Raw genomic sequence first — 12,976 nt, forward strand, 5'->3', positions numbered from 1 at the left:
CGCAAAAGTACATGATTTTCCTACAAATGCCAAGAGGTTACCCGGTAGCTATTATGGAGTAAATTTTATCAGCGCCTAATCATATTATTAATTTTTTAATTTATCAGTTTTCAGACACATACAGGCAATTATTTTGACCAAACAGCAAAAAACAACCCTTTTAAAAGACCCAAATGTAATTTTTCAGTTAAAATGAACAATTTATTTGCATTTTCAGCGAGGGTTGCGTTCTTTTGTGTAAAATAATTTACAGCATGCAATCGTTACGTTTCAAAGCGCTGGAAGGATTAGCTGGCGTAGACTCCACTCTCACCGAACATGACGGTAAAATCACCGATGTATTTGGCAGCAACGTTTTCTCCGGCAAAGTTGTTCGGGAATATTTGAGCGATGAGGCTTATAAAAGCCTGATGAACTCTGTTAAAAATGGCACCAAGCTGGAACGTAAAATGTCCGAGCAGATTGCTTCCGGCATGAAAGCATGGGCCATGAAGAAAGGTGTAACTCACTACACCCACTGGTTCCAACCATTAACTGGTACTACCGCTGAAAAACACGATTCTTTCTTCACCCTGAAAGGTGACGGTACTGCACTGGAAACTTTTGATGGCGATGCACTGGTACAACAAGAGCCAGATGCTTCCAGCTTCCCTAACGGTGGTTTGAGAGCTACTTTCGAAGCACGCGGTTACACTGCATGGGACCCTTCTTCTCCAGCATTTATCCTGGAACAAGGTTATGGTAAAACACTCTGCATCCCTACTATCTTTGTTGCCTACACCGGCGAATCTCTGGACTACAAGGCACCATTGCTGAAAGCACTGGCTGCAATGGACAAAGCTGCAGTAGACGTATGTAATTATTTCGATAAAAACGTTACCAAAGTAACTGGTACCCTTGGTTGGGAACAGGAATACTTCCTGGTAGACGAAGCAATGGCTAACGCCCGTCCTGACTTGATCATGACTGGTCGTACTGTGGTAGGTCACGCACCTTCCAAAGGTCAACAGCTGGAAGATCACTACTTCGGTGCTATCCCTGAGCGTGCATACGCTTACATGCGCGATTTCGAAGTAGAATCTTACAAACTGGGTATTCCTTTAAGAACCCGTCATAATGAAGTAGCACCTTCTCAGTTTGAGTGTGCTCCTATCTTTGAAGAAGTAAACATCGCAGTAGACCACAACTCTCTGCTGATGGATGTAATGAATAAAGTGGCTAAACGTCACAAACTGAAAGTGTTACTGCACGAGAAACCTTTTGCAGGCATCAATGGTTCTGGTAAACACAACAACTGGAGCATGTCTACCGATACCGGCGTTAACCTGCTGGCTCCTGGTAAAACTCCAAAGACCAACCTGATGTTCCTCACTTTCTTTGTGAACACCATCAAAGCGGTACATGATTACGCTGACCTGATGAGAGCTGCTATTGCTTCTCCAAGCAACGACTTCCGTCTGGGTGCCAACGAAGCGCCTCCGGCTATCATCTCTGTATTTACCGGTAAATACCTGTTCGACGTACTGCAGGAAGTTAAAAACCGCGTAAACAACAAGTTCGACGAACAAGACGAAGCCATCCTGAAAATKGACCTGCACCGTCATATTCCTGAACTGATGCTGGATAACACCGACCGTAACCGTACCTCTCCTTTTGCTTTCACTGGCAACAAGTTTGAGTTCCGCGCGGTAGGTTCTTCTGCCAACTGTGCTTCTGCTATGACTGTAATGAACACCATCATGGCTAAAACACTGGTTGACTTCAAAACTGAAGTAGACGGTCTGATTGAGAAAGGTGAGAAAAAAGAGATTGCAATTATGCAAACTCTTCGGAAATATATTGTAGATTCGGAAAAAATACTGTTCGAAGGCGACGGATACAGTGAAGAATGGGAAAAAGAAGCGGAAAAAAGAGGTTTGGCTAACGTAAAAACCACTCCTAAAGCGCTGGATGCAATGATCACGCCTAAAGCCGCCAAACTTTATACAGAAACCGGCGTTTACAACGAAAAAGAACTGCACGCACGCCACGAAATACTGCTGGAAGACTATGTGAAGAAAGTGCAGATCGAAGCCCGCGTTATCGGCGACCTCGCAACCAACACTATCCTGCCATCGGCTATCAGCTACTTAAATGAACTGATAACTAACATTAATGGCCTGAAAGCAATCGGATTAGGCGACGAAAGCGTGAAAGCACAAAAACAAATTGCTGCTAAAATAGCTGAACATATTAACGTAATTAGTGAGAACGTACAGGCAATGATTGAGGCGCGTAAAGTAGCTAACAAGCTGACTGACAGCCGCCAGAAAGCAATCGACTATTGCGAAAAAATCAAGCCTTACTTTGATGTTATMCGCTACCACTCCGATAAACTGGAATTCCTGGTGGACGACAAAAAATGGGCACTGCCTAAGTACAGAGAACTGCTTTTCTTGCGATAAAACCGTAAGATTGTTTTGGTGTATGATTAGCCCCGGATTTTCATCCGGGGCTTTGTTTTTCTTAATATTCTCCGTAAATTCCATTACCCTAATAACCACTACACCCCAAACCTGTTTCTGTTTTTCTCATTCTCCATTAACATCCAACACCATGAAACAAAAACAACTGCTGCAGCACTGCAGTATAGTCATTGCTGTTAGTACCTGTTTCTGCGCCTGTATCAAGCCTGGTGGCACTATTCCCAATGCAGACTATTACCGGGTGGATTCCCTCATCACCAACAACGACACCGGCAAAGTAGCCTACAATGCCAAAGGAGACCCTATCAGCATTACCTTCCACCACCCCGGCACCAGCGCCCCTAACTGCATTTTCTGGTACGATCAGCAAGGCCGCCTGACCGATGAAATAGGCGCCTATGCCTACCCCAACAACAGCTTTGACACATGGCACCGCTATGTATACGACCAACATAGCTCCGTTCCCAAAGCAGATACCGTATTTGAATTCGGTGAAGTCGGCCCCCATGGCCCTCTCCCCGATAATCGCGGCAAGCTCCCCATCCGTTTCCTCATCACCTTCGATAAATTTGATGCCCTCCACCGGATCAGCAAAGTAACCATCAACAACGTAGGACATATCCGGGTATTCAACTACTACTACAACGCGGAAGGAAATGCATGGAAAATAACAGAGGAAAACAGCTACGAAACAACTACCTACGCAAAAGCAACCCCCACACCTACCATCTATTATCCAGCCTATGATAATAAAGTCAACATCCGGCAACTGCATCCTACCTGGCAACTATCAGATCTTAACTACAGTCGTAACAATCCTTTTACTGCCAGTAGTTATAATATTTACGGATTACCCCTGCAAATTATCGGGCAATATTACGACAGAGCCATGCTAGGCACTATGTTCTTAAACATGCAAGTGAAATACAGGCACTAACGTCTACTCATACACGCGTCCGGCCACCCACTGGACGCCATTCTTCAAGATTCCTGTTAACCAAAACACCCCTCCGTAATCACCATTTTTTTCATCAAAAAAACCCTCATTATTAACATGAAAAATTATCCCCTGCTGGCACGTGCTGCCGCCACTATGCTGTTTGTAGTCTTGTTTTCTCATTGTGCTAAACCACCTGTTATTCTGCCTGGCCCACAGTCTTATGAAATCACACAACTAAGCGGCCTGATTCCCAGTGAATGGAACGACACGATCAAAGTCAGTTACAATACAAAACACAATCCTATTCAGATCGCTGGCCAACACATTAGTACCGGCAACCCACAATTCCTGTTCGGATACAATACCCAACAGGCGCTCCGTGTTGTGATCGGCGCCTATTACGATGGCAATCCCTACTATGAAGTAGCACATACCTATCTGACTGACAACAAAAAACGAGTGACTACCGACAGCATTTTTTCCTTTGGTACTTACAACAGACCTGCGCTCACCCTCAATAATAACGGCACTTTTATGGGAACAAAAAAATACACCTATGATAGCCAGGACCGGGTAACACAGGTAAAAGAACAACGCTTCCCGGGCAAACCCTACATGGAGGTGATTACTACTACCTATACTTACAACGCTGCCGGAAATGCCTGGAAAATCAATACTTCCACGCTAAATTCAGATGGTACGACCAGCACTGATGATGTATTTCCAGTGTATGATACCAAAGTAAATCCTCACCAGTTGCATCCTGTATGGCAGTTTGTAGACCTTGATTATAGCAGAAACAATGCTTTTGTAGCAGATAGCTATAACAGCTACGGATTACCGCTGCAGATCAACTTCAATATGCCTAAATACCAGGGAAAAATATTCCTGTTAACGCCCTTCCAGACACTCAATATTGTATACGGGCATCATTAAAGCGCATAAAAAAAGTCCTCCTGAGCAGGAGGACTTTTTTAAATAGTATATCCGTTTCCGTTATACCAGCTTGAATGTTTCTGTAAACTTGGTGGTAAAGTTACCTTTACGGAAGTTTTCATCACGCATCAGCTGTTGATGGAATGGAATAGTAGTTTTAACACCTTCAATCACAAATTCGCTCAGTGCGCGTTCCATGGTATTGATCGCTTCTTCGCGGGTTTGTGCCATGGTAATAATTTTTGCCACCATGGAATCGTAGTAAGGAGGAATCACATAACCGGCATAGATGTGAGAGTCAACTCTTACACCGTGACCGCCAGGAATGTGAAGCGTAGTAATTTTACCCGGAGAAGGACGGAAATCGTTGTAAGGATCTTCCGCATTGATACGACACTCGATGGCATGCATCTGTGGTGTATAATTTTTTCCGGAGATAGGAATCCCTGCAGCAATCTTGATCTGTTCTTTTACCAGGTCAAAGTTGATCACTTCTTCCGTTACGCCGTGTTCTACCTGGATACGGGTATTCATTTCCATGAAGTAGAAGTTACGGTGCTTATCTACCAGGAACTCAATGGTACCAACACTTTCGTAGTTGATAGCACTGGCAGCTTTGATAGCAGCTTCACCCATTTTCTCACGCAGTTCAAGCGTCATAAATGGAGAGGGTGATTCTTCTACCAGTTTCTGGTGACGACGCTGGATAGAGCAATCTCTTTCGCTGAGGTGACATACTTTACCGTATTGATCACCCGCTACCTGAATTTCAATGTGACGGGGTTCTTCCACGAATTTCTCCATGTAGATACCATCATTACTGAAAGAGGCACGGGCTTCATTTTTAGCCATGTTGTAGGCATTCTCCAACTCACTTTCTTCCCATACTACACGCATACCTTTACCACCACCACCAGCAGTTGCTTTGATGATTACCGGAAGGCCCATACCTTTTGCAATGGTTTTAGCTTCTTCCACGCTCTGCAGCAAACCTTCAGATCCTGGAATAACTGGTACACCAGCAGCAATCATGGTTTCCTTGGCAGTCATTTTATCACCCATTTTGCGGATCATATCCGGAGTAGGGCCAATAAATTTAATACCGTGTTCACCACAGATTTCAGCGAAGCGGGCATTTTCAGCCAGGAAGCCGTATCCAGGGTGGATAGCGTCTGCATTGGTGATCTCAGCTGCCGCCATCAGGTGAGGGATGTTCAGATAAGATTCGGTGCTTTGTGGTTTGCCTATGCATACTGCTTCATCGGCAAATTTCACGTGCAGGCTGTCCTTATCTGCTGTAGAATAAACTGCCACCGTTTTGATACCCATTTCCTTACAGGTACGGATAATCCGAAGGGCAATTTCACCACGATTGGCAATCAATATTTTTTTGAACATTGTTTTCCTTAATAAGTTAATAATAGCTTTTAGCGGTTAGCAATTAGCTTTCAGCTATTAGCCTTTAGTATTCCGGCTTGACAATATGCACTCCGGAAGGCTAAAGGCTAACAGCTAAAAGCTAAAGGCTATTATTATGGTTCAACTAAGAATAAAGGCTGATCGTATTCTACCGGAGATGCGTCATCTACCAGTACTTTCACGATTTTACCACTTACTTCACTCTCGATTTCGTTGAATAACTTCATTGCTTCGATGATGCACACCACTTTGCCAGAAGTTACTTCGTCACCTACGTTAACGAAAGCGGCTTTATCTGGTCCGGCGCTGCGGTAGAAGGTACCGATCATTGGAGATTTGATGGTAACCAGGTTGTCTGTTTTAGTAACAGCAGGCGCAGCTGCGGCTGGAGCTGCGGTAACCGGCGCTGCTGCAGGAGCTACAGGGGCTGCTGCCGGTACGGATGCCATGGTTGCAGGAACGGTGATTACTTGTTGTACTTCGTTGTCCTTCTGCTTTATTGTAATCTTAAACTTGTCCTGTTCAATGCTCAGTTCACTGATATTTGATTTGTTGATCATTTTTACCAGTTCCTGAATCTGTTTAAAGTCCATGTAGACAGTTTTTGGTTTAGAAATATAGAATATGATGGACGCTGATTTACGGAGTCAGGAATTTTGTTTCAGAAAGAGGCTCTCAGAAACAAAACTCCTATCACGAAAATCAGCAAGCCAAATGATTTATGCTTTTACTCTCTCGATATACTCACCATTCTTGGTGTTCACGCGGATAAATTCTCCTTCATCCACAAACAGCGGCACCATTACAGTAGCTCCTGTTTCAACAGTAGCTGGCTTCAGGGTACGGGTAGCAGTATCACCTTTCACGCCAGGCTCAGAATAAGTAACCAGTACTACAATTTTGTCTGGTAACTCAACTGCCATGTACTGCTCAGTTTCAGTATTGATCTGTACACTCACTTCCTGACCTTCTTTCAGGAACTGAGGTGCATCGATCGCATTCTCCGGCATAGCAATCTGCTCAAACGTTTCATTATCCATGAAATTGTAGCCGGTGTCATCTTTATATAAATACTGGAAAGCTTTCTTTTCAATGCGAACAGGATAAATAGTATCTCCTGAGTTCCAGGTGTGCTCTATGGAACGGCTATTGTCAACGCCTTTCAATTTTGCCCAAACCTTTGCGGCTGCACGGGCGGTTTTGTTCTGACCAAACTCTACAACAGAATACAAGCTGTTCTCCAGCTTGATAATTAATCCTGTTCTGATATCTGCGGTGGTAGCCATAAATAGGTTACTGATTTTAAGTTAAAAATTTATACGGATTGCAAAAGTAAAAATTTTCGCATATGAACAAGCAACTAATTCCCAAAATTAGCGAGATTAGTCCCTTTTTGGCCCAATTTTCGTCTTTTTTATTCAATAAATGACATTTATCCGGTAAATTTAAACTCAAATCAAGAAACTTTTATAAGTATGCGCTACGTGTTTTTGTTAATTTTAGGGTGTTTACCTGTGTTTTTGAAGGCTCAAAACACCGCCACTCCTCCTTCTAAACCGGCTTATTTACAATACCCAATTATTCCGGCTTTCCCGCTTAGCCTTGTTGATGGGCATTCTATTACCAAAAACGATCTCAAGCGTAACGAAAAAACCATGGTATTTGTATTCAGTGTAGATTGTGATCACTGTAAACACCTGACGGAAGAAGTGTTGAAAAATATCGACAAGTTCAAAAAAACACAAATCCTGATGGTCACTCCTTTCAAAGTGGAGCAAATGAAAGAATATTACGATCATTATAAGATCAAAGATTACCCCAACGTCATAATGGCCAGCGAACCAACCCGGCAAATCATGTACTTCTATGACCTGCACTACTTCCCCGGTCTATACATATATGATAAGAAACAACAGTTTGTAAAAGGTTTTGAAGGAACAGCCAAACTCGATTCTTTGCTGTTTTACCTGAATAAATAATCCTTGCGAAAATGTGTCTACCCGGCCATTTATTCTAAGGTCGAATCCTTACATTTGTTTAATCACAATCATTCTTCACTTTTAAAGCTATAGACAAAATGAAAGTTACAGTAGTAGGAGCCGGGAATGTAGGCGCAACGTGTGCCAATGTACTGGCCCACAAAGATTTTCTGCAGGAGGTGGTTTTATTGGATATCAAAGAAGGAACGGCTGAGGGTAAAGCCCTGGACACATGGCAACAGGCTCCGATTGATTATTACAGTACTAAAATTACGGGTGTTACCAATGACTACACCAAAACTGCTAACAGCGATGTGGTAGTCATTACATCAGGTCTGCCCCGTAAGCCTGGAATGAGCAGAGATGACCTGATTTCTACCAATGCTAACATTGTGAAGTCAGTGACTGAAAATATTACCAAACATTCTCCGGATGCGATCATTATTATTGTGAGCAACCCATTGGATGTAATGACGTATTGCAGCTATCTGACCGCTAAAAAAGACAGCAGCAAAGTATTTGGCATGGCCGGTATACTGGATACTGCCCGCTATCGCGCCTTCCTGGCCGATGAAATTGGCTGTTCTCCAAAAGATATACAGGCAATTCTTATGGGTGGACACGGTGATACCATGGTACCATTGCCTCGTTATACCACTGTAGGCGGCATTCCCGTAACAGAACTGGTAGCCAACGATAAGCTGGAAGCCATTATTCAACGCACTAAAGTAGGTGGCGGTGAAATCGTAAATCTGCTGGGAACTTCTGCCTGGTACGCACCTGGCGCTGCTGCCGCTCAAATGGTAGAAGCTATCGTGAAAGATGAAAAACGCATTTTCCCGGTATGCGCCTGGTTATCCGGTCAATATGGACTGAAAGATATCTACCTGGGTGTACCGGTGGTATTGGGTAAAAACGGTATAGAAAAAATCATCGAACTGCAACTCAATGCAGCAGAAAAAGAATTACTGAATACCTCTGCCAAACACGTTAAAGAAGTAATGGACGTACTGGATAATATGCAGTCGGCCACAGCTTAGGCGAATTGCTCATTTTAACCAACACAATATTTGAAGATTAGCGGTGGACCGATGTGGATAACTCCCATCTATCACCGCTAATCTTTTTTCATATCCCTCAGGAAAAATCACCAGAATCAACACCGGACAAAATCCGCAATTCTGTTTTTATTCGTAATTTTACTAAGCCTTTATAGTGGCTAAAACAGTATAAATGAAACACTTCTAAATTGTTTCATCAAATTTGGTTTAACTCTCAATGTATGTCTAACCTGGAAAAGCTGATTACACAGAAAGCATTTGAAAATGAAAATCAACGGGGCCTGGTCAGCCTTATTTTTATTGGTAACTGGGTAACGTCCCGTCACCAGCAATTCTTTAAGCAATATGGTATTACCATGCAGCAGTATAATATACTGCGCATCCTGCGTGGGCAACACCCCAAAGCAGCTAATATCAACATTCTCAAAGAAAGAATGCTGGACAAAATGAGCGATGTATCGCGCCTCGTGGAAAGACTCCGCAAAGCCGATCTGGTAGAACGCAAAAGCAGTGAAATGGACCGGCGCGCAGTAGACGTTCGCATCAACGACAAGGGCTTGCAGTTGCTTGCCACTATTGACGGTGAAATCGGACAGCTTAACAATACCCTTAAATCATTGAACGAAAAAGAGGTAATACAATTGAATAAATTACTGGATAAAATGCTGGACAGCTATCACTAAATTTCTTCCAGGTAGTTCAGGTCCTTACCAAACGTTTCCTCTACTTTCCACGCAGTAATCAGTGCGATGCCAATGCAGACAACCGCTACAATAGCCCCACTTTGCAGAAAAGTATAATAGTTTTGCACTTTTATAAATAGTAAAGAGATTAAAGGAAGCATGCCCCTGGCGAAGTTGGGAACTGTAGTTGCCACTGTTGCCCGTAGGTTGGTACCGAAGCTTTCAGCCGCTATCGTTACAAAAATGGCCCAGAAACCCACACTAAATCCTAGTATAAAACACACTGTATAAAATACCCAGGTTTCCGCTCCGTGCAGATTTAAGTATACTGTTACCATCACACCGGTGAGTACMAGAAACAACAACATTACCTTGCGGCGGCTTTGCCATAACTGGCTGATAAGGCCTGTGGTAAAGTCGCCCAACACCAGCCCCGCATAACAAAATGCTACTGCATCTCCCGGACTGATGGCACCTTTTACATTCATCACCGTTGCAAACTTGTTGGAAAAGGCAATGAGTATACCCACCACAAACCAGGTAGGTGTACCTAACAGCATGCACTTCAGGTATTTAAGAAAACGTTCCTTATTGGTAAACAAGGCGATAAAACTGCCCCTCGATGCAGATGATTCCCTTACCGCATTAAATAAATGCGACTCCATTACACTCACCCGAAGAATCAGCAAAGCCAGGCCCAGCCCACCTCCTATGAAATAACAAATACGCCAGTCGCCCACCAGTTTAGCAATCAGGTTGGCAGCTACAGCCCCTGAAACTCCTACCGTGGCCACTATCATTGTACCATACCCTCTTTTCTCTTTGGGTAATATTTCAGACACCAGGGTAATACCTGCGCCCAGCTCTCCTGCCAGGCCAAAGCCCGCCACAAAGCGCCACAACACATAACCATTGATACCATGTACAAAGCCATTGGCAATATTAGCTACGGAATAAATCAGGATAGAGCCAAACAACACGCTTAAGCGTCCTTTTTTATCGCCAATAATACCCCAGAAAATACCCCCAATCAGCAAACCAACCATCTGCACGTTAATCAATAACATTCCCGCACCGGCATCGATTTCACTTTGTGGTAGTCCAAGMGATTTTAAGCTGGGTACTCTTACAATCGTAAACAGCAGGAGATCATAAATATCAACGAAATAGCCCAGAGAGGCCACTATCACAGCGATATTGAAAATAGAAACAGAACGATTCTCGGTTTTCATTTTAATTTGGTTGACAAGCTTTATAACGGGAATAAATAAAAAAAAGGGCCTCGTAAAAGGCCCTTTTAAAGATATAAAAAATTATAATGGAGAATCTGTTTTTTCTACCTTTTCGGAATGCTCAGGTTCATGCTGATGTTTTACCTTCCCGAAAATCACTTTGATCAGTACCGGTAAGGTGGTGATCAGGATGATAACCAGGATAATCAGCTCCAGGTGTTCCTTCAGGTTAGGGAATAATTTATCCAGGTAATGGCCAGCCAGCATCATGGAAAATACCCAGGCAAAAGAGCCTATGATATTAAAGAACATAAACTTCTTGCTTTCCATTCCTACGATGCCTGCCACAATAGGCGCAAAAGTACGGATGATAGGCAGGAAGCGGGCAAAGAAGATAGCACCACCGCCATACTTCACGAAAAATTCATGGGCCTGGTGTAAGTGTTTCTTCCGGAAAAAGAAGGTGTCTTTCTTCTTAAATAATAAAGGGCCAGACTTTTTACCAAACCAAAAGCCCACCATGTTACCCAGCACACCTGCGGTAGCTATCAGGAACATAATGACTACAAAAGGCAGGTCAAAGAAGCTGTGGCAGAGGTCTTCACTGTAAATACCGGCAACAAAGAGCAGGGAATCTCCCGGCAGAAAGAAACCAATAAATAACCCTGTTTCTGCAAAAATAATCGCCAATAACAGGTAAAGGCCACCATGTTCAATAATCCACGAAGGATTAATGAGGTGTTTAAAAAACTCTAAAATCTGGTCCATGCTAGTACGCTATTTCTATTTCTGAGGTGGTAAAATAAACATTTAACTGTTACGCATTTGTTAAGTTAGGCGTTAGTGGCATCTCCGGGCGTAAGTTTATTCTCCCATTTGGACACAACGGCGGTAGCCATCGCATTCCCGATTACGTTGGTAGCGGAACGGCCCATATCCAACAAATGGTCTACTCCCAGCAGCAGGATCAGGCCTGCTTCCGGAATGTGGAACATGGACAGGGTACCTGCAATCACCACCAGGGAAGCACGCGGTACACCCGCAATACCTTTACTGGTAATCATTAATACCAATAACATCGTAATCTGCTGATCAATACTCAGGTGCATACCATACGCCTGGGCAATAAATAAACTGGCAAAGGTCATATACATCATGGAGCCATCCAGGTTAAAGGAGTAGCCCAGGGGTAATACAAAGCTTACAATGCGGCTATCGCAGCCAAATTTTTCCAGTTCTTCCATGGTCCGTGGGTAAGCCGCTTCGCTGCTGGCAGTACCAAAAGCCAGTAACAACGGATCTTTGATTAACCCCAGCAAGCGGAATACGGGTTTGCCGAGGATCATCCAGCCTACCAGTGCAATGACTATCCATAAGGAAAGTAGTCCGGCGTAGAACTGCAATATAAATTTACCATACGTCACCAATACAATAGGGCCTTTTAAAGCAATGATACCTGCCATCGCGCCAAATACGGCGAAAGGAGCAAAATTCATTACAAAGCCGGTTACTTTCAGCATGATGTAGGCCACGCTATCCAGGAGCTTTACCACCGGCAGTGCTTTTTCTCCGATAGCGGCGGCGGCCACACCAAAGAAAATGGCAAATACTACTATTTGTAATATCTCATTGTGTGCCATGGCATTTACCACACTGTCCGGTACTACGTGCTGGAAGAAGCCTTTCAACGTCATATCTGCTTTGGCGATGCCGGTAGCCGCATGTTCGTCAGGCAATGGTAACTGCAGGGATACCCCCGGTTTCATCAGATTTACCAATATCAAACCAAGAAACAATGATACAAAGGTTGCACTGATAAACCACAGCATCGTTTTACCACCTATACGTCCTACTGCCTTGATATCGCCTAGTTTAGCCACACCAACCACCAGGGTAGAGAATACCAGTGGGGCGATGATCATTTTAACCAGTCGTAAAAAAATGTCTGTCAGGATAGAAATATTATCGGCGAAGACCTGCGGTGTATCCTTCACTCCAGCCGGAACGGGAGTTGCACTGCCATAGGTAAGGAATACGATGTAACCAGTACCTATCCCGATTACCATAGCGAGGAATATGTATAATGTGAGCAGGTTCGATGATTTCTTCATGCAGTGCAGATGTTTATCTTGTAATAATTAAAAGTTGTAACCAGGAAAATTTCCCAAAAATAAGGTTAAGCTGGTAAAGATGCGCGTTAGCAGCCAAAATAAAAGTATCTGTTCTTGATTTTAGATATTATATTTGGCGACCACAAAACA

General features: G+C 43.5%; 12 protein-coding genes. 6 read left to right on the top strand and 6 right to left on the bottom strand.

Annotation, left to right across the window (positions count from 1 at the left end; genetic code table 11):
• Window positions 1-254: 254 nt before the first annotated feature.
• From AC1DFM_RS05670 to AC1DFM_RS05680, 3 genes are all read left to right on the top strand, one after another.
• The gene (locus AC1DFM_RS05670) at window positions 255-2,444 is read left to right on the top strand and encodes a glutamine synthetase III family protein (protein ID WP_477075746.1); all 2,190 of its coding nucleotides are present in this window, start codon (window positions 255-257) and stop codon (window positions 2,442-2,444) included.
• Window positions 2,445-2,595: 151 nt separating this feature from the next.
• Window positions 2,596-3,402 carry a hypothetical protein gene (locus AC1DFM_RS05675; protein WP_477075747.1) on the top strand — a complete coding sequence of 269 codons (807 nt, stop codon included), beginning with the start codon at window positions 2,596-2,598 and terminating at the stop codon, window positions 3,400-3,402.
• A gap of 117 nt (window positions 3,403-3,519) precedes the next feature.
• Window positions 3,520-4,341: a hypothetical protein gene (locus AC1DFM_RS05680; RefSeq protein ID WP_477075748.1), complete on the top strand. Its 822-nt coding sequence runs from the start codon at window positions 3,520-3,522 to the stop codon at window positions 4,339-4,341.
• Between the two features lie 60 nt (window positions 4,342-4,401).
• Here the strand turns inward: AC1DFM_RS05680 and accC are convergent, their stop codons facing one another.
• From accC to efp, 3 genes are all read right to left on the bottom strand, one after another.
• Window positions 4,402-5,739 (bottom strand): acetyl-CoA carboxylase biotin carboxylase subunit, encoded by a 1,338-nt coding sequence (gene accC / locus AC1DFM_RS05685; RefSeq protein ID WP_477075749.1) that lies wholly within the window; start codon window positions 5,737-5,739, stop codon window positions 4,402-4,404.
• A gap of 134 nt (window positions 5,740-5,873) precedes the next feature.
• The gene (gene accB, locus AC1DFM_RS05690) at window positions 5,874-6,353 is read right to left on the bottom strand and encodes an acetyl-CoA carboxylase biotin carboxyl carrier protein (RefSeq protein WP_477075750.1); all 480 of its coding nucleotides are present in this window, start codon (window positions 6,351-6,353) and stop codon (window positions 5,874-5,876) included.
• A gap of 126 nt (window positions 6,354-6,479) precedes the next feature.
• A complete protein-coding gene (gene efp / locus AC1DFM_RS05695; protein ID WP_477075751.1) occupies window positions 6,480-7,046 on the bottom strand; it encodes an elongation factor P in 567 nt (188 codons plus the stop codon).
• Window positions 7,047-7,280: 234 nt separating this feature from the next.
• Between efp and AC1DFM_RS05700 the strand changes: the two genes are divergently transcribed.
• The 3 genes from AC1DFM_RS05700 to AC1DFM_RS05710 all read left to right on the top strand — a co-directional run bounded on the left by AC1DFM_RS05700 (window position 7,281) and on the right by AC1DFM_RS05710 (window position 9,483).
• A complete protein-coding gene (locus AC1DFM_RS05700) occupies window positions 7,281-7,739 on the top strand; it encodes a peroxiredoxin family protein (RefSeq protein ID WP_477075752.1) in 459 nt (152 codons plus the stop codon).
• Window positions 7,740-7,837: 98 nt separating this feature from the next.
• A complete protein-coding gene (mdh, locus tag AC1DFM_RS05705) occupies window positions 7,838-8,779 on the top strand; it encodes a malate dehydrogenase (protein ID WP_291917597.1) in 942 nt (313 codons plus the stop codon).
• A gap of 242 nt (window positions 8,780-9,021) precedes the next feature.
• Window positions 9,022-9,483 carry a MarR family winged helix-turn-helix transcriptional regulator gene (locus tag AC1DFM_RS05710; protein WP_477075753.1) on the top strand — a complete coding sequence of 154 codons (462 nt, stop codon included), beginning with the start codon at window positions 9,022-9,024 and terminating at the stop codon, window positions 9,481-9,483.
• Here AC1DFM_RS05710 and AC1DFM_RS05715 read toward each other — a convergent pair.
• From AC1DFM_RS05715 to AC1DFM_RS05725, 3 genes are all read right to left on the bottom strand, one after another.
• Window positions 9,480-10,715: an MFS transporter gene (locus tag AC1DFM_RS05715; protein ID WP_477075754.1), complete on the bottom strand. Its 1,236-nt coding sequence runs from the start codon at window positions 10,713-10,715 to the stop codon at window positions 9,480-9,482. The genes AC1DFM_RS05710 and AC1DFM_RS05715 overlap by 4 nt on opposite strands.
• Before the next feature lie 81 nt (window positions 10,716-10,796).
• Window positions 10,797-11,483 (bottom strand): DedA family protein, encoded by a 687-nt coding sequence (locus tag AC1DFM_RS05720; protein ID WP_477075755.1) that lies wholly within the window; start codon window positions 11,481-11,483, stop codon window positions 10,797-10,799.
• Between the two features lie 65 nt (window positions 11,484-11,548).
• Window positions 11,549-12,826 carry a dicarboxylate/amino acid:cation symporter gene (locus AC1DFM_RS05725; RefSeq protein ID WP_477075756.1) on the bottom strand — a complete coding sequence of 426 codons (1,278 nt, stop codon included), beginning with the start codon at window positions 12,824-12,826 and terminating at the stop codon, window positions 11,549-11,551.
• Window positions 12,827-12,976: the final 150 nt, after the last annotated feature.

Source organism: Chitinophaga sp. 05T412 (assembly GCF_056396465.1).